The following is a 24,663-nucleotide window of genomic DNA, read 5'->3' as shown; positions in this document are numbered from 1 at the left end:
GAAACGCTCCTGTCCCGGCCTCAGCGGCCGAGGATGACGGATTGCGGGTTGCGTTGCAGCGTGCGCGCGAGCTCGCCGAAAGAGGCGGCGGCGCGGCGCAGCTCTGTCAGGGTCTGCACCATCTGGTCGTTGAACGCCGAGCGCGGGCCGTAGCTGCCGACGAGCCCCTGCGCCTGCGTCACCAGCTGATCGAGCCGCTCGGTCAGCGCCGGCAGCTTCGTCGAGGCGTCCGAAATCGCCGTCGCGGCATCCTGCGTCGCCACCAGCGTGCCGTTCAGCTTGTCGGCGGCACCGCCCGCGCGCAGCTCGGCCAGAAGCGCAGCGGTCTCGTTCAGCGTATCGGCCAGCGCCTTCGGCAGATGGTTCGCGTCCTCGCTGCCGAGCATGGTGCGGATCTGGGCGATCAGGCCATCGACATTGTCGCCGATCCGGCCGAGCGGCATCGCCGCCACCGCCTGCGCCGCCTTGTCGGCCGAGGCCAGCGTCTGGCTGAGCCCGTCGGTCTCGGTCATGAAGCCGGTCGCGGCGCTCGACAGATTATCCATCGCGGTGACCGCCTTGCCGGCGGCGCCAGCGGCATTCAGATCCGCCACCAGCGTCTGCAACTGACCGAGCAGCGAGGACAGGTTGCGCGGGATCTCGCGGGTGTCCTGGCTCTCGGCCACGGCCGAGACCGAATCGAACGTGCGGATCGCGGATTTCATCAACTCCTCGATCGGCAGATTGTTGATGCGCCCCATGACATCCTTGGCCGAAGCCGCGAGATCGTTCTGAGCAGCCGGTGCGGTCGGAATTTCCGGCCAGGGCTCGGCACCGAGATCCATCTTCGCGGGCTTTGTCGCCTCGATATCGGTCAGCTCGATGACCAGCGTGGCTCCCAAAAGCCCGGTGGCGGCAACGCGGGCGCGCAGCCCCTTCTCCACCTCGGCGGCGAGAAAGTCGTTCACGTCCTTGCGGGCGCTGTCGCGGTCGAGGCCCAGCCGTTCGGGCGAAAGCGCGATGACCACCTGTTGCTGGGCGCTGCGCTCGCCCTTCGCGTCGGTGCGGATGCGGATCGAGACATCGGTGACCTCGCCGGCCTCGACACCGCGGAACTGCACCTTGGAGCCCTTGCTCAGCCCGTTGATCGCCTGGTCGAACAGCAGGGTGTATTTCGGCGGATCGGTCAGCTCGGCGCCGAACATCGACTGGCGGGCGTCGTCGGAACTGCCGTAAAGGCGGAAGCGCTGCCCCGGATCGACCGGACCGCCGCCGGTCGAGAAGGTCTCGAACTCGACACCGCCCTGCACCAGCGAGGCAAGCGAGGCGACGCTGAGCTGCACCCCCGCCGCACCGATGGAAACGGAGGCACCCGAGGTATTCCAGAACCGCGTGACCGAGGACAGCCGCTTGTCATAGGGCGCCTCGATATAGGCGTCGACCGCCACGCCCGCGCCCTTGTCATCGAGACGCAGGTTCTGCAACCGCCCGACGGTGAGGCCCCGGTAAAGCACCGGCGCCCCCTCGGCCAGCCCGCCCGCGTTGTCGGCCACCAGCTCGACCGCGGTGCCCTTGCTCGGATCCGGGGCGACGGGCGGCCGGTCGAGGCTGCGGAACACCGTCTGATGGCCGTTCGGCACCGCATCCCACCAGCCTTCGATGAAGGTGCCCGACAGCACCGTATCGAGCCGCGAGATCCCCTGCGCCGAGACCTCGGGGCGCACCAGCCAGAACCGGGCATCCCGGTCGATATATTGCGCCACCTTGTTGTCGACGCGCACGAAGGCGCGGACCGAGGACAGATCGGGGCTGAAGCCGACCGATTCCACGGTGCCGACCTGCACCTCGCGGAATTTCAGCGGGGTCTCGCCGGGGGTGATTCCGGTGGCGTCGGCCAGCTCGATCTCGATCAGCTCGCCGCGCTCGGCATAGGTTTTCCATGCCACGCCGAGCGTCACCGCCAGCGCGAGGATCGGCACCAGCCAGATCACCGACAGCCGGGTCCAGATCGGATCAGGGGCAGCTTCGGTCTGCATCGGGGCGGGTTCGGGACGATCGGTCATGATATGCTCGGTTTGGGGCCGGCGTCTGCCGGTTGCGCCTCACCCGGGACGGCGCGCCCGGATGCGGCAGAAGACGGCACGGCCGGCACGCGCCAGATCAGGCGCGAATCGAAGCTTTGTGCCGACAGCATGGTGAAGGCGACGGACATCGCGAAGGCGACTGCCGCGGGGCCCGGATGGATCGAGGCGACGAAGCCAAGCTGCACCAGAGACGACAGGATCGCCACCACGAAAACGTCAATCATCGACCAGCGGCCGATGAAATCGACCACCTCATACAGCCGCAGCTGCCGGTGACCGCCCGGGCCGCGCTCGCGCGCGACGGCAAGGGACAGATAGGCGATGGCCGCGAACTTGCCGATCGGGATCATGATCGAGGCGATGAAGACGATGGCGGCCACGACCCAGCTGCCGTGCTCGGCGAGCTCCAGCGCGCCACCGGCGATGGTGTTGGTCTGCGTGCCCACCAGCGTGCTGGTGCGCAGCATCGGATAAAGATTGGCCGGCACGTAGCAGATCAGCCCGGCGAGCCACCACGCCCAGACCCGTTGCAGGCTGCGCAGATCGACCGGATGCAGCCGCGCCCCGCAGCGCGCGCAATGCCGCGTTCCGGCCGGCGCGACATGACCGCACAGCGTGCAGCCGGTCAGCCCCGCCTCATGCGCGCCGATGATCCCGGGCGCGGTCATGAACGCTCCAGCGCGGCCCAGATCGACCAGCGGCTCATGAAGGCGTTCTTCAGCGTGGTGACGATGACCAGCCCGCAAAACGCCCAGAACGCCGGTCCGATCGAGATGGTCGCCAGCCCGCCGATCTTGACCAGCGCGACGGCCGTGCCGACGATGAAGATCTCGGCCATCGACCAGGGCGTCAGGCCCTCGGCCAGACGAAACGCCGCGCGCGCCTTCGGCCAGGCCGGGCGGCCGTTCGCCAGTGGCCAGAGCACGTAGATGATCGCGCAAAACCGCAGCATCGGCAGCCCGACGATCACCGCCAGAACAGCCACCGACAGCGGCGCCAGCCAGCCGTCCGAGAAAGCCAGCGCCACCTCGATCACCGAGCTTTCATGCGACAACCCATGCGCCGCGATACCCAGAAACGGGAAGAACACCGCCGCCATCATCAGAATCAGCGCGGTGAAGGCCAGCGCCACCACCTGCAGGAACGACCGCACCCGCGGCGAGACCAGCAGGCTGCCGCAACGCGGACAGCGGGCACGCTCGGTCGGACCGAGGGGCACCGCACGCAGCAGAGCGTCGCACTCGGGGCAGGCGATCATGTCGCCGGGGGCCGCAGCCTTCGGGATCGAGGCGTTTTGCACACACATGGCGCGTCAGGATAAACCCTTGCCCGCCCGGGGCAAGGGGCGGCTCTGTCGTCGTCGGGCGTTAAGCCGCCCTTAAAGAGCCGGCGTTACACCGAAGTCCTGGAAACGGACGGATCGGGGAATCGCCATGAAAGGCAGCAATGAGACGGCGCCGATCATCATCAAGCGCAAGAAGGTCGTGGCTGGCGCCGGCCATCATGGCGGCGCATGGAAAGTCGCTTATGCCGATTTCGTGACCGCGATGATGGCATTCTTCCTGCTGATGTGGCTGCTGAACGCCACGACGGAGAAGCAGCGCAAGGGAATCGCCGATTATTTCAACCCGACAGTGCCGGTCAGCCGGGTCTCGGGCGGGGGCGACGGGGTGTTCGGCGGCGATTCGGTGTTTTCGGACAAGGCCCTGACGAAGACAGGCACCGGATCGGCCGGGCGTCAGTCGCCCGGAGAGGGCACCGGACAGGACGGGCGGCCGCGCGACGACAGCGAATTCTCGCCCGTCCGGGCCGAAATCGACCGGACGCTCAGCGGCTTCACCGGCGAATCCATGGTCAGCCGCCAGCTGGCGCGCCGCGTCGTGACACGGCTGACCGATGAGGGGCTGATCGTCGAGTTCTTCGACCTCGAGGACGATCCGCTGTTCGCCCCCGACAGCGATGAACCGATGCCGGTGCTGCACGACATCGCGGCGATGCTGGCGCGGGTCTTCGCACTGGTGCCGAACGAGGTAGCGGTGAACGGACATGTGCGCTCCTACCCGCAGGTGCTGCGCGACGACCCGGTCTGGCCCTTATCCGAGCGACGGGCGGAGCGGATGCGCGGCCTGCTGAGCGAGAGCGGCTTCGACAAGGCGCGGGTGCAGCGGGTGAGCGGCTACGCCGACCGCAAGCCGGCGGTGCGCTCGGCACTCGCGGCGCGCAACAACCGGATCGAGGTGATCTTGCTGCGCCAGGATCAGCGCTGAAATCCATCGTGGCACCGAATCGACGCCGTTAGGGCGATGTTAAGACAGCGGGCGCAGTCTGGCACGATCAAGGGACGCAGCAGCAGAAAGGCGCTTTCATGTCCATTTCCTCTTCGCTGAACGCCGGTGTCTCGGGCCTGTCCGCGAACTCGACACGCCTCGCGACGATCGCGGACAACATCGCGAACTCGGGCACCTACGGCTACAAGCGCATGACGACGGAATTCGACAGTCTGGTCGTTGGCGCCTCGAACAAGGCCGGCACCTATTCGGCGGGCGGCGTCACGGCCAGCACGACGCGTCTGATCGGCGAGAACGGTTCGATCGTCTCGACCTCGAATTCGATGGACCTGGCGGTCTCGGGGCGCGGCTTCCTGCCGGTGGCCGAGACGGTGGACATGAACAACCTGACCAACGATTCACTGCGGATGACCTCGACCGGGGCTTTCTACACCGATGCCGACGGCGCGCTGCGCACCGAATCGGGGCTGGTGTTGCTCGGTTGGCCGGCGAATGCCGACGGCACGATCTCGACTCAGGCGCGCGACACCATCACCGGGCTGGAGCCGGTGGTGATCAACGCCAACCAGACCGCCGGCGACCCGACGACAACGATGAATCTCGGCGTCAATCTGCCCGCGACCTCGGCGGATGGCACGGGCAACGGCGATGCCGAGGCGCTGTCGGTCGAATACTTCGGGAACCTCGGCACGTCCGAGACGCTCGATATCAGCTTTACGCCTTCTCCCACGGCTCCCAACACCTGGACGATGGTGATCCGCGATTCGGCGACGGCAGACAACACCGCGACGGCCGCCGACGAAAGTATCCTCGGCGAGTATACGCTGGTCTTCGACAACACCACACAGAACGGCGGCACGCTGGCCAGCGTCACGGCCCTTGGCAGCTCTCCGGCCTACGATGCCTCGACCGGGGCCCTCAGCCTCGACGTGGCAGAAGGGCTGCAGACGATCTCGATGACGATCGGCAAGATCGGCGACACCAACGGGCTGACGCAGCTCTCCGACAGCTTCTCCCCGACCTCGATCACCAAGGACGGTTCTCCCGTGGGCAACCTCGCTTCGATCGAGATCGACGAGAACGGCTTCATCAAGGCAACCTATGACACTGGGTTCATCCGCACCGTCTACCAGGTTCCCCTCGTCGATGTGTCGAACCAGAATGGGCTGATTTCCCTCGACAGTCAGACTTTCAAGGTCTCCTCGACCTCCGGTTCGTTCTACCTTTGGGACGCGGGCGACGGGCCGACGGGCACCGTCGCGGGATACTCCCGCGAAAGTTCCACCGTCGATGTCGCGGAAGAGCTGACCAACCTCATCCAGACCCAGCGCGCATATTCCTCGAACGCCAAGGTGATCCAGACGGTGGACCAGATGTACGAGGAAACCACCAACATCAAGCGCTGATCCATCCTGACGGCAGGAGGCCGACATGTCCCTCACCGCGGCACTGAACAATGCCGGAACCGGCCTGTCGGCCAGCTCGAAAATGGCTCAGGTCATTTCGGGCAACACGGCGAATGCGCTGACCGACGGCTATGCGAGGCGCGAGGTATCTCTGTCGTCCGCCTCCGGCGGCGGGGTGCGGGTCGACAGCGTATCGCGCATGGTCAGCACCTCCTTGCTGAAAGAAAAATGGCTCTCGGATGCGGCGGCGGGCAACGCGACGATTCGGGCGGAGTTTGCTGCCCGCATCGAGACCGGCATTGGCGATGCCGAAACGCCAGGCTCGTTGAGTATGCTGCTGTCGGATCTGGAAACCTCACTGATCTCCGCCAGGGCACAACCGGAAAGCACCGCCGGTCTGACAGCAATCGCCACGGCCGCGAAGGCGGTGACCGACAAGCTGAACACCGTGTCGGATGACATCCAGTCCGCCCGGCTCGAAGCGGATCGTTCGATCTCCGCGCAGGTCGACACGTTGAACACCGCCCTTGAGCAGATCCAGGAGCTGAACATCTCGATCACCCGCCTGTCTGCCCAGGGCGGAGATACCAATGCGATGATGGATCAGCGACAAACCCTGATCGCCCGGATTGCGGAAATCGTGCCGATCAACACTATTCCGCGGATCGGCAACCAGGTCGCGCTCGTGACGACGGGCGGGCAAACCCTGCTAGATGGAACCGCGGCCAAGATCGGTTTCGCTGCAACCAACGTGATGTCTGAAGACATGTCGATCGGCACCGGAACTCTTTCTGGTCTGATCGTCAATGGTCACGTGGTCCCGACCGCAGACAGCGGGAGAATGGGGGGTGGCACATTGAGCGCAGCCTTTGCCATTCGTGACGAACTGGCCCCCGCCATGCAGGAAAGCCTGGACTCATTCGCCCGCGATCTGATCCAGCGGTTTTCGGGAAACTCGGTGGACCCGACCCTTTCGCCCGGTGACGCAGGCTTGTTCACCGACAACAACGCGGCATTCAACAGTCTGAACGAGGTCGGAATCGCTGGCCGCATTACGCTCAATGCTTCCACCGATCCGACGATGGGGGGACAGGTCTGGCGCCTGCGTGACGGCATTGGAGCGACAGCCGAAGGCCTCAGTGGCAATTCGACGCTGCTATCGGCGATTCAAAATGCCTTGTCCACAACCACGGAGGTCGCCTCCGGCCCGTTCGCAGGCGCAGGAAAGACGACCTATGCTTTCGCCTCGGATCTTCTGTCTCTTGCAGCCTCGAACAGATTGGGCGCCGAGACGGCCCAAAGCTATGCGACAGCGCGGCGAGATGCTGCGTCAGAACAGCTTCTGACCGAAGGTGTAGACACCGATGCCGAACTTCAGAACCTGAAGCTTGTCGAGCAATCCTACTCCGCGAACGCCCGGGTTTTGCAGGCGATCGACAAGATGATGCAATCCATCCTGGAGATCTGAAATGAACTATATGTCCGTGGGAGATCTGGCCAGATCTTACCAGCTGCGCAACCACAACACCCAGTTGAAATCGACGTTGGCAGACCTGACACATGAGGTCATGACCGGAATCAAGAGTGATACCGGAGCCGCAGTCCGAGGCGACTTCCGTGCCCTTGCCTCGATCAATGGCAGCCTTGCCCGCCTGGAAATCTATGGCCAGACCGGCACCAAGGCGGGACTGGTGCTTTCGACCATGCAATCTTCTCTGGATCACATTCGGTCGACCGCCTCCGATGTCGCAAAGGCCCTGATGTCCAGTGGGTCTGGAACCACCTCCACGGGGCTGCCAACAAGCCTGTCCCAAGCCACGTCTGCACTGACATCAGTGTTATCGAGCCTGAACGTCTCGGCCTCGGGCCATCATGTTTTTTCCGGCATTGCCGTGGATACAGTGTCCGTAGGGTCTGCAGAAAACCTGATGTCATCGCTCGCCGCAGCGACCGCGGGACTGACGCAGGCTGACGATATCGCCGAAGCCGTTACGCAGTGGTTCGACGCCGCACCCGGAGGAGGTGGGTATCTCGACACGATATTTGGCGGCAGCCAGACAGGGGTCAGCGGCATCGCCCTGTCAGAGGAAACGTCGATCACAATCCCAGTGACGGCTGCGGACCCCGCCATTCGTGACGTAATTAAGGGGCTGGCGCTGGCTGCTCTGGCCGCAGATGCCGGCAACACGCTACCGGACAGCCAGCGCCAAAGTCTTGCAAACCTGTCGGCCGGGGCCCTGTTAGCAAGTGACAGCGGCCTGATAGAGACGCAGGCACAGCTGGGGGGCCTCGAATCCCTCGTCGAGACGGCCGAGACCCGTAACGGTGCCGAAAAAACCACGCTCAGCACGGCACGCCTCGATCTCATCGGCGCGGACTCCTACGAAACCTCGACCGCGCTGAAAGCGGCGCAATCTCAGCTGGAAATCCTCTACACACTGACGGCGCGCCTTTCCGACCTGTCTTTGGCGAATTACCTGTAATGCGTATAATCTTTTTCCTTCTGCTGATTTTGTTTCCCTCCCTTGGAGGGGCCGCCACGATCCGCATCAAGGATCTGGTCGAGTTCGACGGCGTTCGTGGCAACGATCTCGTCGGATACGGCCTTGTGGTTGGTCTGAACGGCACCGGGGATGGAATGCGCAACGCTCCGTTCACCGAAGAAATCATGTCGAATGTCTTGGAACGGCTGGGCGTGAACGTGACTGGAGAGCAGTTGCGGCCGAAGAATGTAGCGGCCGTTCTGGTCACAGCAACCTTGCCCCCTTTCGCACGCGCCGGAAGCAAGGTCGACGTCACCGTCTCGGCGATCGGCGATGCCAAAAGTTTGCTGGGCGGAACGCTGATCATGACACCACTGAATGCACCGGACGGGGAAATCTACGCCGTCGCCCAGGGACCGGTGCTGTCAGGCGGTGTGTCGGTCTCGGGGCAGGCGGCATCCGTCGTCCAAGGCGTCCCTACATCCGGGACCATCCCGCTCGGTGCCCGGGTGGAAAGGGAAATCGCATTTCAACTCAACAGCCTGAAGACCGTACGACTGGCTCTGAGAGAACCGGACTTCACGACCGCAGGCAGGATCGAGCGTGCGATCAACAGCGAATTCGGGGCTCACATCGCCAGCATGCAGGATCCGGGAACGGTTTCTCTGGACCTTTCGCAAGGCCGCATGAACAGCACAGCCCATGCCCTCAGCCGTATCGAGAACATCCGGGTCGAACCCGAACAGCGTGCCCGGGTGATTGTCGATCAACGCTCCGGAACCATAGTGATGGGATCGGACGTTCGTATCTCCCGGGTGGCGGTCAGCCAGGGAAACCTGACGCTCCGCGTGCAGGAGGCGCCGGAAGCCATTCAACCCAATCCTTTCGCCCGGGGTGAAACCGTCATCGTGCCGCGCACCGCAGCCTCCATTGACAATGCTCCTGGGACAAAGATGGCAATCTTGCCGGACACCAGTTCCCTTGCAGAGGTCGTCGGCGGCCTGAATGCTCTCGGGGTCAGCCCACGGGATATGATCGACATCCTGAAGAACATCCATTCTGCAGGGGCTCTCCATGCGGAATTCATCGTGAACTGATCGACAAGAAACGTTAGCAGTCTGTCAAAGCCGGCCGATCTCATTCCGCGGCGACAGGGAAAGACACACTGGGGGAACTGGCCTCAGGAAATCGGACGAAATTTTGCCGTAGCCTGCAATGGCAAGGAAGCCGCCGTTGGGCAGGTCAAAACAAATGTGCAGGAGTTCATATCCAAGGTCACATGACAGAGCATGATGAGCGGGAAATGGATGCGGGACAGGGCTGCAAAACTGCGGATTCACCTGATCCCGGAACCGCCCCGGCTTTGATTTCACACTTTGACATATCCATGGAGATTCAAGGCAATGATCCAGCCCAAGTCTCATAGGCGAACCGAAAATTACCGCCGATGGCCACCGACAAGACCGGGAAACCGCGCGCCGAAGACGGTCTGGTCGATCATCCCCGCCTGACTGGCGGAACCGCGACTAGACCTCGGACTTCAGCCAGTCGATGAAGGTCTTCGCGGCCGGACTCAGCGGCCCCGGGGGCCAGATCAGGTAATAACCCAAACTTTCGTCCTTCAGCTCATGGATGCGGACCAGCCAACCGAGTTTGACATCCTCGGCGATCAGCGCCTCGGTTTCCAGATGCAGACCGATACCTTCGCGTGCCGCGGACAGCGCCAGCTCTTCATTGGGAAAATCGACGAATTTCAGCGCCGCCGGCTTCAACCCGATGGATTCCAGCAGCTGCATCTGCTCGGGCCAGTCACCCTCGCGGATCCATGGCAGCATCGACATCTCGCGCAGGGACAGCCGGGTGCGACCGCCCAAAAGCTCGGGCGCGGCAACGACAACCTGCGGCGCGGCGGTCAGGTAATCGGCCTCGACCCCCGGCCAGTGGCCGTTGCCGAACCGGATCCCCAGATTCGCACCGATCTCGCGCAGGTTCATCACCCTCTGCTCGGGCAAGAGCGACAGCGCAATCTCGGGGTGGCGCTTCCAGAATTTCGACAGCCGCGGCATCAGCCATTCGGCGGCGAAGGCGGGCGGCAAGGTCACGGTCAGGGGCCTCTCGGCGTGATGGGCGCGCAGAGCCTCGGTGGCGGTCTGGATGATCGCGAAACCGTCAGCCAGCGCGGCGGCCAGGCGCTCGCCCTCAGCGGTGAGATGAAGGCTGCGTCCATCGCGCCACAGCAGCGAAATGCCCAGCTCCGCCTCAAGGCCACGAACCTGCTGTTGCACCGCGGCATGTGTCACGTTGAGTTTCCGAGCCGCCGCGCTGAATCCGCCCTCGCGCGCCGTCGCAGCGAAAGCACGCAACGCTGTCAGCGGTGGAAGATGGCGCCAGTCGATTTCACTCATATGATAGACAGCCTAACATGTCCGGCAAAATTCCTGACTCGCAAACTATCATGAAACTGCCCATATCAGCAGCGAAACCATGCAGAAGGAGATCAGAAAATGATCCGTATGCTTGCAGAAGTCCTGACCCTCGCGATGGGCGGTTATGCCCCGCGTGCCGCCCACAAGGGCGAATACAAGTTCAACCGCTGAGCTGCGACAGCAGCTCGCGGTGGCGCGCGGTGAACTCCGCGCGCACCTCGGACGGGGGCCGAAGCCGGATTTCCAGCCCCCGGATCAGCTCCGCATCGGGGCGCCCGAAGATCCGGTCCGCCTCCATCGCCGAAAACCCCGCGATCCGCTCGGCTTCCAGCCGGGCTGACAGCGTGTCCGCCCGCTTGATCGCGCGCTTGACCGCCACCGGCAGCACAGCCGGCAGCCCGAAGCGCAGATGCACCGCAGCATCGAGCCGCGCATCCAGTTCCCCATAATCCGCGCCGATCGCCGCCTTCACCGGGCTGATCATGTCACCCAGAACATATTCCGGCGCATCGTGCAGCAGTGCCGCCAGCTTCCAGCGCGCATCGGCACCGGGATCGCGGCGGGTGAAGATCTGCTCGACCAACAGGGAGTGCTCGGCCACCGAATAGGCGAAATCGCCGGCGGTCTGACCGTTCCAGCGCGCCACGAAGGCAAGGCCATGCGCGATATCCTCGATCTCGATATCGACGGGTGTCGGGTCCAGCAGATCCAGCCTGCGCCCCGACAGCATCCGTTGCCACGCCCGTGGCGTCTGGTCGCGTTTCATCCGATCACCGAAAAGTCGCCCTCGAAGCGATCGAGATAGGCGCACATTGCGCGCGCTGAAACCAGATGTTTCAGCAACATTTTCACCATCCGGGGGCTGCACGGGCGCATGGGGGACGCGGCAACAGCCGGCGGCGGCAATTCCGGGAAATGGCATTCCAGAAAGGCCGACATGGCGCGCAGATAGCGCGGCGGAATGTCCCCGACGGTGTCGCGCCAGGGCTTCGTGCCGCCGATGAAATGCACCACATTTGGGGTCCGCATCTCGGCCAGCAGGCGCGCGGCCCAGCTGTATTGCCAGTTCCAGGTGGGCGAGAGCTCCGCCCAGTCCCCCTGCAGCACGGCGTTGAACAGGTTCTGATCGTGGCGGATCATCCGCGCCGCCTCGCGCCGGCCGAGATCGACACAGCGCCCCAGAAGATCCATGTCGGCACAGCGCGCCGTATCCATCAGCACCACCCCGGCATTGAAATAGCGCGTTCCCGGCAGCCCCAGCCGGGCGAACTGGACGGGCCGGCGCTCCGGCGTGCGCCACTGGATATTGTCGCGCACCGCCGCGACGGGATGCGCGCCCAGATCCACCCCGAGCAGCCGCGAGAAATCCCCGCCCTGCACGAAGATGTCGCCGTCGAGATACAGGATACGGTCGTAATCGGCCCGAAGCGCCTCGGGCAGGGCGAGGCGCAGATAGACATCGTGGTTCGCCCCCGGATCGAGCCGCAGCCCCTCGAACCGCCCATCCACATCGACCCGGATCTGACGCAGCCCCAGGGACGCGAGGCTCTCGGGCAGGGTCAGAGGGCACTCACCATGGCACAGGCAAATGTCGAAATCGCGGTGCGGGTGCAAAGCGGCGATCTGCGCTGCGGCATGGGCCGTATAGGGCAGATACCTGGAATCGCAGCAGAAAATGACCGCTTTCCGGGCGCCGGCCGGTTGCGTGCTTGTCGTTGCAATACTCATCTTGTCAATCGAACGAACTGGGATCCGTCGACAAAGGCTATCGGCCGTGCCCGGGCATGTAAACCGAAAGTAAACTCTGCGGTTCGGTTTTTGTTGCGTTTTCCTCCGCCCGGGTGTCGCAATTGCCCCACACCTTGCTAAGTGCTAGATCACGAGCGACAGCAGAGATTGGAGCCCCGCATGGCAGACTATATCGTCAAGGACATTTCGCTGGCCGATTTCGGGCGCAAGGAGCTCGACATCGCCGAAACCGAGATGCCGGGCCTGATGGCCTGCCGCGAGGAATACGGCCCGAAGCAGCCGCTGAAGGGCGCGCGCATCGCCGGCTCGCTGCACATGACGGTTCAGACCGCGGTGCTGATCGAGACGCTGAAGGCGCTTGGCGCCGATGTGCGTTGGGCCTCGTGCAACATCTTCTCGACGCAGGATCATGCCGCGGCGGCGATCGCGGCGGGCGGCACCCCGGTCTTCGCGATCAAGGGCGAGAGCCTTGAGGAATACTGGTCCTACACCGACCGGATCTTCCAGTTCGCCGAGGGCACGGCGAACATGATCCTCGACGATGGCGGCGATGCGACGATGTATATCCTGCTCGGCTCGCGGGTCGAGGCGGGCGAGACCGATCTGATCGCCACCCCGCATTCGGACGAGGAAATCGCCCTCTTCGCGCAGATCCGCAAGCGTCTGGAACAGAGCCCCGGCTGGTTCACCAAACAGCGCGAGGCGATCAGGGGCGTGTCCGAGGAAACCACCACGGGCGTGCACCGGCTTTACGAGCTGCACAAGCACGGCCTGCTGCCGTTCCCGGCGATCAACGTCAACGACTCGGTCACCAAGTCGAAGTTCGACAACAAGTACGGCTGCAAGGAATCGCTGGTCGACGGCATCCGCCGCGCCACCGATGTGATGATGGCGGGCAAGGTCGCGGTGGTGTGCGGCTATGGCGATGTCGGCAAGGGCTGCGCCGCCTCGCTGCAGGGCGCGGGCGCCCGCGTCAAGGTGACCGAGGTCGACCCGATCTGCGCACTGCAGGCGGCGATGGACGGGTTCGAGGTCGTCGTGCTGGAGGACGTGGTGTCCGACGCGGATATCTTCGTCACCACCACCGGCAACCGCGACATCATCCGCATCGAGCATATGCGCGAGATGAAGGATATGGCGATCGTCGGCAACATCGGCCATTTCGACAACGAGATTCAGGTCGCCAATCTGCGCAACCTGAAGTGGACCAACATCAAGAACCAGGTCGACATGATCGAGATGCCCTCGGGCAACCGGATCATCCTGCTGTCGGAAGGCCGTCTGCTGAACCTCGGCAACGCGACGGGGCATCCGAGCTTCGTGATGTCGGCCTCGTTCACCAACCAGGTGCTGGCGCAGATCGAGCTTTACGCCAAGGGCGCGGACTACAAGCCCGGCGTCTACATCCTGCCGAAGAAGCTCGACGAGAAGGTCGCGCGGCTGCATCTGAAGAAGATCGGCGTGAAGCTGACCACGCTTCTGCCCGAGCAGGCCGCCTATATCGACGTCCCCGTCGAGGGGCCGTTCAAGCCCGACCATTACCGCTACTGAGCGGTCCCGGCGCGCCCCTCGGGGGCGCGCCCCCTGCCCGGCCGCATTCCGCCGATGGCGGCGCCAAAACCCAACCTCGCCTGACAAATACAACTTTGGATCTGCCGGTGGCTGCCCTAGGCTGATCGCCGGCCAGAGCGTGCGCTCTGGCGGTGTGTGAAAAGGGATGGGATGACCATGGGCAAGAGAGACGATCTGATCGCGAAATATGCCGAAGACCTGAGCACGAAATGCGGTGTCACGCCCGACATGGCGCTGCTGACCAAGGTCACCATCGGCTGCGGCCCCGCGATCTACGATGCCGACGCATCGACCGTGGCCGGCTCCAGCGTGTCCGAGCTGGAAACCGTCAAGGAAAAGTTCCTGATCAAGAAGCTCGGTCTGGCCGACGGCCCCGAGCTGATGGCGGCGATCGAGACCGCGATCGAGACCTATGGCAAATCGGAACGGCACAAGTATCGCGCCGTGGTCTATTATCTTCTGGTCAAGCATTTCGGCAAAGAAGCCGTTTATGGCTGAGGCCGCCGGGCCAGACAGCCATGGGCCGGTCCGGCAGAATGCCGGGCCAGCTTCGGAAACGGAGAGCAGGGCCGAAACAGACCTTGCCGACCGGTTTCGGAAAGCGGCGACCGGCCATGCGAATGCTGCGGAGATCGTCTAGCGCTTCCTGATGGATCGTGGCGTCCAACGCTCGGATTAGACGTGGATCTCGCTGCACAATCTGATCGGTCTGGCGGCTGAGAGCGGCCTCAAATCATATCTGATAAGTCATGGCATCCCTGTGGCAGAGCTGCGAAAACGCGGCACTGGCCATGATCTGGAAACGCTCCATCAGATGGCTGCTGACATTGGCCTGCGCGAGGAACAAGGCCTCATCCGGCAAAATGAATTATGCGACACCCTCGCACGGATTGTCGAAAAGTTGGGGCCGGATCACGGTGCATATATCTATCGCTACATTGAGGGCGACGAGGTGACGTTGCTTGATGCGGGGCAAGCCATCGAGACGACAATAGCCGCACTACGGGCGTTGACCGATCTCGTGTCTGTGCGGCTGGGACAGGTCGCGCGGCAGAACTGAGGGCAGATGCCCGGCTGCCTTGTCGGGCGCAGATGCCATACCCCGCCAGAGCCGTCGCCCGCCCCGATTTCGGGGCAGGACCCTTCTGCCCCCTCAGCCCCGGAACAACGCCTTGAGGGCAGCGACATGGGCGGCGGTGGCGCCGCGGGCGTCGACGGTCAGCGCGTCGATCTCGGCATCCAGGGCCTCGGGGGCGACGATGCGGTCGATCAGGCCCCAGTCGCGGGCCTCCTCGACCGGAATACGCTGACCGCCAAGCAGGATCATCTTCGCCCGCGCCGGCCCGATCAGTGCGATCAGCCGCCCGGTATCGGGCGCGGGCGGCACATAGCCGAGACGCATCACCGGATAGAACACCTTGCCCCCCGGCACTGCCAGACGGATATCGCAGGCAAGCGCCAGCCCCGTCGCGCCGCCTGCCAGCGTGCCGTTCAGCACCGCGATGCTCAGGCATGGCAGGGCCGCGATGGCGTCCGATACCTCGGCCCAGATGCCGTCGCGCGCCAGCCCGCTGGCCGCCTCATCGAGGTCCGCGCCGGCCGAGAACACCTTCCCCGTGCCGCGCAGCACGAAGGCGCGCAGCCCCTCGGGAACCGAGCGCGCCGCCTCCAGCAGCGTGACCAGCATGGCGCGCGTCAGTGCATTGGCCTTCTCCGGGCGCTCGAACGTCACCGTCCGCACATTGTCCCGCGTCTCCACCCGTATCATCTCGCGCCTTCTCCTCCTGCGACCGATCCTGAGCGGAACTGAAGCCGCCGGGGCCACACCGTGTCAACAATCCTCGGGAAAGACGTGGCGGCCCTTGACCCTGTCGGGCGGGCAAAGGATGCTTTGGCAGGAATCTTAGTCAGGGGTAATCGTCAATGAATATTGCAGTCTTTCAGGCCGGCCTTCGCGCCGGGGGCCGTCGGATCGGCACCGCGACCGTCCTGTCGCTGCTCGCCACGACTTCGGTCCCGGCACTGACCGCCGACGAGCTGTGGACAGCCTGGAAGACGGATTATGCGGCCCTTGGCTATGAGGTGAAGACCGGCGGCGCCACGCGCAACGGCGATACGCTGACCATCACCGATCTGGCACTGTCGCATCAGATCGAAGACCCCGATACCGCCGGCACGCCCGATACCGCCGGCACGAATGACACGACCGCGGCCCCTGAAACCCCGGTGACGATCACCACCCGCAGCGAGATCGACATCCCGCGGATGGATCTGCGCGAGCAGGGCGACGGCTCTGTCGTGGTGACGATGGCGCCGACGATCACCGCCCGCAGCGATGTCACCCGCACCGGGGACGACCCGGTTTCGGTCCGGCTGCGGGTCGACCAGCAGGATCTGATCACGCTGGTATCCGGCACGCCCGAGGCGCTGGACTACCGCCTGACCGCGCCGAAGGTGACGGTCACGCTTATCGACGACACCCCGGCACCGAAAGCCGGCGCGAAGCCGGAAGCGGCGCCGAAGGGCAGCACCCCCGCCCCGTCGCCGACGGAGTTCGTCCTGACGCTCGGGGGCATCGCGTCGAATTACGCCACCAAGACGGTGGACGGCCGGCAGACCCAGACCTCGGACACCAAGGTCGCCACGCTCGACGTGAAGGCCGCGGGCAGCGACGACGAAACCGGGGTGAGCTACACGCTGAGCGCCACGGCCGCGAATCTGGCAGGCAGCAACCAGGCCACGGTGCCCGCCGGCACGGATATGACGGACATGGGTGCGCTGCTCGCGCAGGGGGCGTCTTTCGCCTTTTCCGGCACCTATGGCGCGGCAAGCCTCGATGTCACGCAGACCACCGAAGGCAAACCGATGGAGATCGTCGCCTCGGCGCAGTCCGGAGCGGTCAACGGCGCGATGTCGGCGGCAGGCTTCCGCTACAGTGCACAAAGCCAGCACCCGCATCTGGCGGTGACGCAGGCGCCCGACAGCCTGCTGAGCGCGCCGATGAGCGCAGACCTCGAAGCGACCTCGGCCGAGTTCGCCTTCCCGGTGTCGCAGAACGATCAGCCGCAACCGTTCACCGGCAAGATCGCGCTGAGCGGTCTGACACTGTCGGATTCGGTCTGGGCGATGTTCGACCCGGCGCAGAAACTGCCGCGCACCCCGGCCGAGCTGGTGATCGACCTCGGCGGCACGGCAAAGGTTTCCAACGATTTGCTGACCTCCGCGCCGCTGCCCGAAGCGGGAATGCCGGTCACGGTGGAAAGCGTGGCGCTGAACCGGCTGCATCTGTCGCTGGCGGGGCTCGATCTTGCAGGCACCGGCGCGGCGACGATCGACAACGGTTCAGGCACGCCGGTGCCGGCGGGGTCGGTCGATCTCAGCCTGACCGGGGCCGATGCACTGATGTCGAATCTGGTCGCCATCGGGCTGATCGAGCAGCAGCAGACCATGATCGTCAAGATGATGCTGGGGCTTTACGCGGTGCCCGCCGGAACCGATGCCTACACCTCGAAGATCGAGATGAAACCGACGGGAGAGATCCTCGCCAACGGTCAGCGGATCCGCTAAGAACCGGTCGAACGCAAGCCGCCCGACGGCGGATTTGCCCGAGGAAAGCCATGGCGACGCAAAGACTGTCCGATCTGACCGAATCCCTTCTGGCCCGGGCCCGTGCGGCCGGGGCCGAGTCCGCCGATGCCATCGCGGTCGAGGGCCGCGCGGTTTCCATCGACGTGCGCGAGGGAAAACTTGAGCAGGCCGAGCGCGCCGAAGCGATCGAGATCGGCCTGCGTGTGCTGATCGGCAAGCGGCAGGCCTGTGTCTCGGCCTCGGATATCTCGGAACGCACGATTGCGGAAATGGCGGAACGTGCGGTGACGATGGCGCGTCTGGCGCCCGAAGACCCGTATATCGGGCTGGCCGATCCGGCTCAGCTGGCGCAGGTTCGCGATGCCTCGGCGCTCGAACTCGCCGATCCGGCGGCGGATCCCGCCGCGGCCGATCTCGAACGCGATGCCTTCGAGGCCGAGGCGGCGGCACTTGCGGTCAAAGGGGTCAGCAAAGTCGATCAGGCTTCGGCCTCCTGGTCGCGCCAGACGCTGCACATGGCGGCGACGAACGGGTTTTCCGGCGGATACGAGCGCAGCTCGCGCGCAATCTCGGCGGTGGCGATCACCGGCGAGGGGCTGGAGATGGAGCGGGACTGGGCGGCCGAAAGCCGGGTGTTCCAGTCCGATCTGCCGTCCGCCACCGACATCGGCCGCGAGGCGGGCGAACGCACCGTGGCCGGAGCCCATCCGCGCCGGCCGCGCACCGGCGCTTTTCCGATCCTGTTCGACGAACGCATCGCCGGCAGCCTGATCGGCCATCTTCTGGCTGCGATCAACGGCACGGCGATCGCGCGCGGCGCCTCGTGGCTGCGCGACGGGCTGGGAACGCAGGTCCTGCCCGAGGGGCTGTCCATCGTCGAGAACCCGCACCGGCTGCGCATCTCGGGCTCGCGCCCGTTCGACGGCGAGGGGCTGGCGACGGCACCGCGCACCATCGTCGACAACGGCGTGCTGACCGGCTGGACGCTCGACCTCGCGACGGGGCGCAAGCTCGGGATGCCGAGCACGGCGAACGCGGCGCGCGGGCTGTCCTCGCCGCCGACCCCGGCAGTTGGCAACATCGCGCTGACGCAGGGCCCCCACAGCCGAGACGAGCTGATTGCCGGAATGGGAACCGGGCTGATCGTCACCTCCTTCATCGGTGCGACGATCAACCCGACGACGGGCGATTACTCGCGCGGGGTCTCGGGCTTCTGGGTCGAGAACGGTCAGGTGCAATATCCGGTCAACGAAGGCACCATCGCCGGCAACCTGCACGACATGCTGCGCCGGATCGTGCCGGCGAACGACGCGCGTCTTCACCGCAGCCACGTCGTTCCGAGCCTGCTGCTCGAGGGGCTGACCATTGCCGGTGCATGACGACGAGGCCGACCTCGCGCTGCTGCTCGAGGTCGCGGCGGCGGCCGGTCCGCTGGCGCTGAGCTACTGGAAACACGCCCCCGACGCCTGGGAGAAGGACGCCGGCGCCGGCCCGGTTTCCGAAGCCGACCTGGCGGTCAATGCCCTGATGGAAGAGCGGCTGCGCGCCGCCCGCCCGGACTATGGCTGGCTGTCCGAGGAAAGTGCCGACGATCCCGCCCGCCTCGGCCGCGAGCGGGTGTTCATCGTCGACCCGATCGACGGCACCCGCGCCTTCCTGAACGAAGAGGGCGGTTTCGCCCATGCCATCGCCGTGGCCGAGCGCGGCCGCATCGTCGCCGCGGTGGTCAGCCTGCCGGTGATGGAGCTGGTCTACAGTGCCACCGCCGAGGGCCCGGCGCTGCGCAACGGCACCGAGATCCGGGTCTCCGATACCGTCCGGGCCGACGGCTGCCGGGTGCTGACCTCGAAGCTGTCGACCGATCCGGTGCAATGGCGCGGCCCGGTGCCGGTGTTCCGCCACGAGCTGCGCTCGTCGCTGGCCTGGCGGCTGTGCCTGGTGGCCGAGGGGCGGTTCGACGCCACGCTCTCGCTGCGCCCGGCCTGGGAATGGGATACCGCTGCCGCCAGCCTGATCGCCACCCGCGCCGGCGCTCTGGCAACCGACCGCTGCGGCGTTGCGCTGCAGTTCAACGGCCCTTCCGCACAGTCGAACGGCGTGGTCGTGGCGCCGCCGGTGCTCCATGCCGAATTCATCGCACGGTTGCGGCCCGGACCCGGCCTCGACTGAGCGGCGCTTACCGGATGTAAAGATTCGGTCCCTAGGGTGACCCCGAGGCAAGAAATGCTTTGGGGGGTTCCATGCCGGACAGACGGCGCCTTTCCGCGGTGCGGGGCATCATCCTGTGGCTGGCCGGCGTGCTGTCGGCCCTGCTGTCGGTTTCGGCCATCCCGGCCGTGGCCAGCACGCCCGCCGATCCGCCCGCCAGTTGTGAACGCGCGGCCGAGGCCGCGGCGCGCAGCACCGGTGTGCCCCTGTCTGTGCTTCAGGCGATCACTCTGGCCGAGGCCGGACGCAAGATCGGCCCGGCGATGCGGCCCTGGCCCTGGACCGTGAACATGGAGGGCGAGGGGCACTTCTTCGACAGCTACCCCGAGGCCCGCGCCTATGTTGTCGAGCATTACAAGCGCGGCGCGCGCAGTTTCGACGTGGGCTGTTTCCAGATCAATTACAAATGGCATGGCGAGGCGTTCACCTCGCTCGACCAGATGTTCGATCCGGGGGTCAATGCGCTCTATGCCGCGCGGTTCCTGTCCGAGTTGTATGCCGAGATGGGATCGTGGAAGGCGGCGGCCGGCGCCTATCATTCCCGCACCCGCGAACAGGCCGAGAAATACGCCACCCGGTTCGAGCAGATCCGCGCCCGGCTGGCCTCGGCCGGGGTCGATGGCGCGGGCTTCGGCATGGCCGGGGGGCAGCCCGGCGCCATGATGGCCGGAGGGGGCGATGGCATCCCCGACATTCCCGATATCGTCGCCGCGATGAATGGCGGCCAGGCCGGCCCGGTGCGCCCTCCGCGGGTGAACACCTATCCGCTGCTGCAGCGCGCCGCCGGGGCGCGCCCCGATGCCGGCGGAGCACCGGGCGCCAGTCTGGTGTCCGGTGCGATCATGGGGGACGGCTCATGGCAGCCGGTGCCGCCTTCGGCCGGATCTCTGCTGCGCACCGCCAGCGCGGCCGCGCCGGCCCCCGCGACGGGAGAGGCCGACTGATGCCAAAGTTCGACCTGCGCCTTCTGTATCAGCCGACGGTGCTGCTGACACTGGCGCTGATGGCGGTGATCGTGATGATGATCCTGCCGGTTCCGGCCTGGGTGCTGGACATCGGCCTGGCAGCTTCGTTCTCGATAGCGATCCTGATCTTCACAGTGACCCTGTTCATCGAACGGCCGCTGGATTTCTCGGCCTTCCCGACGATCCTTCTGACCTCGCTGATGCTGCGGCTGTCGCTGAACGTGTCCTCGACCAAGCTGATCATCGGTCAGGGCCATACCGGCACCGCCGCCGCCGGCCATGTGATCGAGGGATTCGCCAATTTCATCATGGGCGGATCGGTGCTGATCGGGCTGGTGGTGTTCGGCGTACTGATGATCGTGAACTTCATGGTCATCACCAAGGGCGCGGGCCGCATGGCCGAGGTCGGTGCGCGATTCGCGCTCGATGCGATGCCGGGCAAGCAGCTGGCCATCGACGCCGACATGAACGCCGGCGCCATCGACCACGCCGAGGCGAAATCCCGGCGCGAGCGCGAGCAGGCCGAGACGACCTTCTTCGGCTCGCTCGACGGCGCGTCGAAATTCGTCAAGGGCGATGCGGTCGCGGGGCTGCTGATCACGCTGCTGAACCTGACGGTGGGGATGATCGTCGGCACGGTGGTGCATGGAATGCCCGTCGGCCAGGCGTTCGAAACCTATTCGATCCTCACCGTCGGCGACGGGCTGACGACGCAGATCCCCGCGGTGATCATCTCTGTCGCCTCGGCGATCCTGCTGTCGCGCGGCGGGACGAAGGGCTCGGCCGACACCGACATCCTGCGCCAGCTCGGTCAGTATCCGACGGCACTGGCGACGGTGGCCTTCCTGATGGCGCTGTTCGCGCTGGTGCCGGGGCTGCCATTCGTGCCGTTCATGGCCGGGGCCACGGGATTGGGGGCGCTCGCCTGGTGGGGGCGGCGCGCGGCTCTCGCACGGCAACGGCGCGAGGCGATGCGGATGCCCGCCCCCGCCCCGGCTCAAAGCCGCAAATCGATCGGTGACGTGCTGGACCTCGACGATATCCATGTCGAATTCGCCCCGGATCTGGTGGCGATGGCGCTCGATCCGGCGACGGGATTGGATTCGCGAATCGCCAACATGCGCAACCATGTCGCGGCTACCTATGGGCTGATCCTGCCCGAGATCCGCCTGACCGACGATGCCGGACTGCCCTCCGGCACCTATCGGATCCGCATTCAGGGCGTCGAACAGGCCCGCGACCGGCTGCGCCCCGAACGCATCCTCGCACTGATCGCGGACAATGCCGCCGCCCTCCCCGCCGGGGAGGATGTGAAAGAGCCGGTCTATGGCGCCCCGGCGCGCTGGCTTTCGCCGACTGAGCAGGAAGATGCGGCCCTCGCCGGTTCGACCGTGGTGAACCCGACCGAAGTTCTCGCGACGCATCTTCTCGAGGTCATCAAACGCAACTTCCCGCGGCTGATGACGCTGCGCACCCTGCGCAAGCTGCTCGACGAGATCTGCACGCTGAGCGACACCGCGCGCGCCGAATCGAACCGGCGCATCCTCGACGAGCTGATCCCCGAGAAAGTGCCGGTCGACCTGCTGCTGTCGGTGCTGCGGCTGCTGCTGGCCGAACGCGTGTCGATCCGCAACCTGCTGGTCATTGTCGAAACCATCGCCGAGGCGCGCTCCATGCCCAGTCCGGAAATGGTCTGCGAACATGTGCGCCAGCGCCTCGGCTTCCAGCTGATCGCAGAGATCAAGCGCCCGGACGGAACCGTGCCACTGCTGCAACTCGCCCCGGAATGGGAGGAGGCCTTCACCAGCCATCAGCTGAACAATGACCGAGGGCAGACGGACATCGCGCTGCCACCCGACAAGTTCAACCGCCTCGCCACCAATATCTCGGAGAGGCTGGCCCGGTTGGGCGAGGCCGGAACGTTCCCCGCACTGGTCACCTCGGCCCGTCGCAGACGGTTCCTGCACACCGTTCTGCAAGCGCGCGGCATCATGACGCCGGTGCTCAGCTTCGACGAAATCGGCATCGACGCGAGACCGGCGATGGTCGGGGTGGTGCCGGCATGACAGCCGATCTGGCAAGGCTGCTGTCGGACGCACAACTGTGGCTGGCGCAGGCTTTCATCGTCTTCCTGCGGGTTGGGGGGGCGATGGCATTGATGCCGGCCTTCGGCGAACAGATCGTCCCTGCCCGTGTCCGGCTGGTGGCGGCTTTTGCCTTCACCTTGGTGACACTTTCGGGAACCGATCCCGTCACACTCGGAGCCGCGACGCGCACCGCGGTTTCACCGACGCTGCTGTCGGAGATGGGGGTGGGCCTTGCCATCGGGGCGATGCTGCGGCTGTTCGTTCTGGCTCTGCAAACGGCTGGCATGATGATCGCGCAGTCGATTTCCCTCGCGCAGATGTTCGGTGTCGCAGGCGAATCGCAGCCGGCCGTAAGCACGCTGCTGACGCTCGGGGGGCTCGCGCTTGCGGCGCATCTCGGGCTGCACATCAAGATCGCGGCCTTGCTGATCGCATCTTACGACGCGATCCCGCCGCGCAGCCTGCCTTCGGCGGAAGTGCTGCGGCTGTGGGGGCTTGGCGGGGTCGCACAGACCTTCTCGCTCGCCTTCTCGATCGCCATGCCCTTCGTGCTTGGCGGACTGCTTTACAACGTCGCCCTCGGAGCCATCAACCGGGCGATGCCACAGATGATGGTGACATTCATCGGCGCCCCGGCACTGACCTTCGGCGGGCTGGTGCTGCTGACGGTTGCCGTGCCGACCGGCCTTCTGGTCTGGTCCGGCGCCCTCGACCGCTTTCTGAGCGCCCCGTTCGAGGTCCACCGATGAGCGAGCAGGATGACGACTCCCGCGAATATGAACCGACCCAGCACAAGATCGACGAAGCCCGGCGCAAGGGTGACCTCGTCCGGTCGACCGACATATCAACGGCTTGCGGCTATGCCGGCATCCTGCTCTGCGCCGTTGCCTTCGGAGCGGGCAGTCTGGTCGCCAGCGGCTCCGTGCTGATCGGGGCATTGTCACAGGCCGAGACACTGTCGCGCCAGATCCTCGGGGCCGGACAGGGCCTGTTCGGCGGGCTGTTCTGGGGAGCCCTGAAACCGCTGATTCCCTGGGCTGCCCTGCCGGCGGGGCTGGTTCTGGCAGGGCTGTTCGCGCAGCGCGCTCTGGTTTTCGCCCCGGAAAAACTGCTCCCCAGGATGGACCGGATCAACCCTGTCGCCAATGCCAGGCAGAAATTCGGCCCGAACGGCCTGTTCGAATTTCTGAAGGGCTGTGTGAAGCTCATGCTGATCGGTGCAATCCTCGGACTGTTCCTGTCGTCGCGGCTACCCGGCCTTCTGATGACTCAACGCATGGGAGTGGAGCCCGCAATCACGCTGATGCTGCGTCTGCTGACCGAATTCCTGATGCTGGTCACGCTGATCGCTGCGGTGATGGGCGCCATCGATTACCTGTGGCAACGCGCCGCCTTCCTGCGCCGCAACCGGATGAGTCGCAAGGAACTGACCGACGAGATGAAACAATCCGAGGGCGACCCCCACATCAAGTCGCAACGCCGGCAGAAGGCCGTCGAAATCGCTACCCGTCAGATGATCGCGGATGTCGCGAAAGCGAGCGTCGTCATCGTCAATCCGACGCATTACGCCGTCGCCCTGAAATGGGAACGCGGGGCCCGGCGCGCTCCGGTGTGCCTGGCGAAAGGGGTGGATGAGATCGCCGCCCGCATCCGGGCCGCCGCAACCGAAGCCGGCGTACCGATCCACGCCGACCCTCCAACGGCCCGTGCGCTTCATGCGAGTGTCGAGGTCGGCGACGAAATCCGCCCGGAGCATTACCGCGCCGTTGCAACCGCGATCCGCTTTGCGGAACGAATCCGCCGCCAGATCCGCCCGAAACGAGGCTGA

Annotated in this window: 22 protein-coding genes; 15 read left to right on the top strand and 7 right to left on the bottom strand. The window is 65.4% G+C overall.

The features are described from left to right. Window positions 1-20: 20 nt before the first annotated feature. The 3 genes from CG50_RS04600 to CG50_RS04590 are packed head-to-tail and all read right to left on the bottom strand — an operon-like array spanning window position 21 to window position 3,369. Complete coding sequence (locus tag CG50_RS04600; protein WP_036635615.1) at window positions 21-2,042, bottom strand: PqiB family protein; 2,022 nt, start codon at window positions 2,040-2,042, stop codon at window positions 21-23. Further along, window positions 2,039-2,731, bottom strand: a complete 693-nt coding sequence (locus CG50_RS04595) for a paraquat-inducible protein A (protein WP_081880275.1) — start codon at window positions 2,729-2,731, stop codon at window positions 2,039-2,041. The genes CG50_RS04600 and CG50_RS04595 overlap by 4 nt, the downstream gene beginning before the upstream one ends. Beyond that, on the bottom strand, window positions 2,728-3,369 hold the full coding sequence (locus CG50_RS04590) for a paraquat-inducible protein A (RefSeq protein ID WP_051909498.1): 642 nt from the start codon (window positions 3,367-3,369) through the stop codon (window positions 2,728-2,730). The genes CG50_RS04595 and CG50_RS04590 overlap by 4 nt, the downstream gene beginning before the upstream one ends. A 127-nt stretch (window positions 3,370-3,496) precedes the next feature. Between CG50_RS04590 and CG50_RS04585 the strand changes: the two genes are divergently transcribed. The 5 genes from CG50_RS04585 to CG50_RS04565 all read left to right on the top strand — a co-directional run bounded on the left by CG50_RS04585 (window position 3,497) and on the right by CG50_RS04565 (window position 9,337). Continuing rightward, complete coding sequence (locus CG50_RS04585; RefSeq protein ID WP_036635613.1) at window positions 3,497-4,330, top strand: flagellar motor protein MotB; 834 nt, start codon at window positions 3,497-3,499, stop codon at window positions 4,328-4,330. A gap of 98 nt (window positions 4,331-4,428) precedes the next feature. Further along, window positions 4,429-5,757 carry a flagellar hook protein FlgE gene (locus CG50_RS04580; protein WP_036635610.1) on the top strand — a complete coding sequence of 443 codons (1,329 nt, stop codon included), beginning with the start codon at window positions 4,429-4,431 and terminating at the stop codon, window positions 5,755-5,757. Window positions 5,758-5,782: 25 nt separating this feature from the next. Beyond that, the gene (gene flgK / locus CG50_RS04575; RefSeq protein WP_036635609.1) at window positions 5,783-7,225 is read left to right on the top strand and encodes a flagellar hook-associated protein FlgK; all 1,443 of its coding nucleotides are present in this window, start codon (window positions 5,783-5,785) and stop codon (window positions 7,223-7,225) included. A 1-nt stretch (window position 7,226) separates the two neighbouring features. Beyond that, window positions 7,227-8,240 carry a flagellin gene (locus tag CG50_RS04570; protein WP_036635606.1) on the top strand — a complete coding sequence of 338 codons (1,014 nt, stop codon included), beginning with the start codon at window positions 7,227-7,229 and terminating at the stop codon, window positions 8,238-8,240. Then, complete coding sequence (locus CG50_RS04565) at window positions 8,240-9,337, top strand: flagellar basal body P-ring protein FlgI (RefSeq protein WP_036635604.1); 1,098 nt, start codon at window positions 8,240-8,242, stop codon at window positions 9,335-9,337. The genes CG50_RS04570 and CG50_RS04565 overlap by 1 nt, the downstream gene beginning before the upstream one ends. Before the next feature lie 429 nt (window positions 9,338-9,766). Here the strand turns inward: CG50_RS04565 and CG50_RS04560 are convergent, their stop codons facing one another. The 3 genes from CG50_RS04560 to CG50_RS04550 all read right to left on the bottom strand — a co-directional run bounded on the left by CG50_RS04560 (window position 9,767) and on the right by CG50_RS04550 (window position 12,394). After that, entirely contained in the window at window positions 9,767-10,645 is an 879-nt protein-coding gene (locus tag CG50_RS04560) for a LysR family transcriptional regulator (protein ID WP_051909497.1), read from the bottom strand. A gap of 181 nt (window positions 10,646-10,826) precedes the next feature. Continuing rightward, entirely contained in the window at window positions 10,827-11,432 is a 606-nt protein-coding gene (locus CG50_RS04555; RefSeq protein ID WP_081880274.1) for an HD family hydrolase, read from the bottom strand. Beyond that, window positions 11,429-12,394: a glycosyltransferase family 8 protein gene (locus CG50_RS04550; protein ID WP_036635602.1), complete on the bottom strand. Its 966-nt coding sequence runs from the start codon at window positions 12,392-12,394 to the stop codon at window positions 11,429-11,431. The genes CG50_RS04555 and CG50_RS04550 overlap by 4 nt, the downstream gene beginning before the upstream one ends. Window positions 12,395-12,574: 180 nt before the next feature. On the opposite strand from CG50_RS04550, the gene ahcY reads away from it, so the two are divergent. The 3 genes from ahcY (at window position 12,575) to CG50_RS04535 (ending at window position 15,047) form a co-directional block, all read left to right on the top strand. After that, entirely contained in the window at window positions 12,575-13,966 is a 1,392-nt protein-coding gene (gene ahcY / locus CG50_RS04545; protein ID WP_036635601.1) for an adenosylhomocysteinase, read from the top strand. A 177-nt stretch (window positions 13,967-14,143) separates the two neighbouring features. Then, window positions 14,144-14,485, top strand: a complete 342-nt coding sequence (locus CG50_RS04540) for a DUF2853 family protein (RefSeq protein ID WP_036635949.1) — start codon at window positions 14,144-14,146, stop codon at window positions 14,483-14,485. A gap of 316 nt (window positions 14,486-14,801) precedes the next feature. Next, entirely contained in the window at window positions 14,802-15,047 is a 246-nt protein-coding gene (locus CG50_RS04535; protein ID WP_036635599.1) for a hypothetical protein, read from the top strand. Between the two features lie 93 nt (window positions 15,048-15,140). Here CG50_RS04535 and CG50_RS04530 read toward each other — a convergent pair whose 3' ends face one another. Further along, window positions 15,141-15,755: an enoyl-CoA hydratase/isomerase family protein gene (locus CG50_RS04530; protein WP_036635598.1), complete on the bottom strand. Its 615-nt coding sequence runs from the start codon at window positions 15,753-15,755 to the stop codon at window positions 15,141-15,143. A 155-nt stretch (window positions 15,756-15,910) separates the two neighbouring features. Between CG50_RS04530 and CG50_RS04525 the strand changes: the two genes are divergently transcribed. From CG50_RS04525 to CG50_RS04495, 7 genes are all read left to right on the top strand, one after another. Further along, entirely contained in the window at window positions 15,911-17,554 is a 1,644-nt protein-coding gene (locus CG50_RS04525) for a hypothetical protein (RefSeq protein ID WP_036635597.1), read from the top strand. A gap of 50 nt (window positions 17,555-17,604) precedes the next feature. Beyond that, window positions 17,605-18,954 carry a TldD/PmbA family protein gene (locus CG50_RS04520; protein ID WP_036635595.1) on the top strand — a complete coding sequence of 450 codons (1,350 nt, stop codon included), beginning with the start codon at window positions 17,605-17,607 and terminating at the stop codon, window positions 18,952-18,954. Further along, entirely contained in the window at window positions 18,941-19,744 is an 804-nt protein-coding gene (locus tag CG50_RS04515) for a 3'(2'),5'-bisphosphate nucleotidase CysQ (RefSeq protein WP_245615593.1), read from the top strand. The genes CG50_RS04520 and CG50_RS04515 overlap by 14 nt, the downstream gene beginning before the upstream one ends. Before the next feature lie 71 nt (window positions 19,745-19,815). Further along, window positions 19,816-20,727: a transglycosylase SLT domain-containing protein gene (locus CG50_RS04510; protein ID WP_152559422.1), complete on the top strand. Its 912-nt coding sequence runs from the start codon at window positions 19,816-19,818 to the stop codon at window positions 20,725-20,727. Beyond that, complete coding sequence (gene flhA / locus CG50_RS04505) at window positions 20,727-22,814, top strand: flagellar biosynthesis protein FlhA (RefSeq protein WP_036635946.1); 2,088 nt, start codon at window positions 20,727-20,729, stop codon at window positions 22,812-22,814. The genes CG50_RS04510 and flhA overlap by 1 nt, the downstream gene beginning before the upstream one ends. Next, complete coding sequence (locus CG50_RS04500) at window positions 22,811-23,584, top strand: flagellar biosynthetic protein FliR (RefSeq protein WP_036635592.1); 774 nt, start codon at window positions 22,811-22,813, stop codon at window positions 23,582-23,584. The genes flhA and CG50_RS04500 overlap by 4 nt, the downstream gene beginning before the upstream one ends. Next, window positions 23,581-24,663 carry an EscU/YscU/HrcU family type III secretion system export apparatus switch protein gene (locus CG50_RS04495; RefSeq protein ID WP_036635590.1) on the top strand — a complete coding sequence of 361 codons (1,083 nt, stop codon included), beginning with the start codon at window positions 23,581-23,583 and terminating at the stop codon, window positions 24,661-24,663. Before CG50_RS04500 ends, CG50_RS04495 begins: the two co-directional genes overlap by 4 nt.

This window comes from Paenirhodobacter enshiensis (assembly GCF_000740785.1).
Classification (GTDB): Bacteria; Pseudomonadota; Alphaproteobacteria; order Rhodobacterales; family Rhodobacteraceae; genus Rhodobacter; species Rhodobacter enshiensis.
This window is presented reverse-complemented; position numbering and strand designations above follow the sequence as displayed.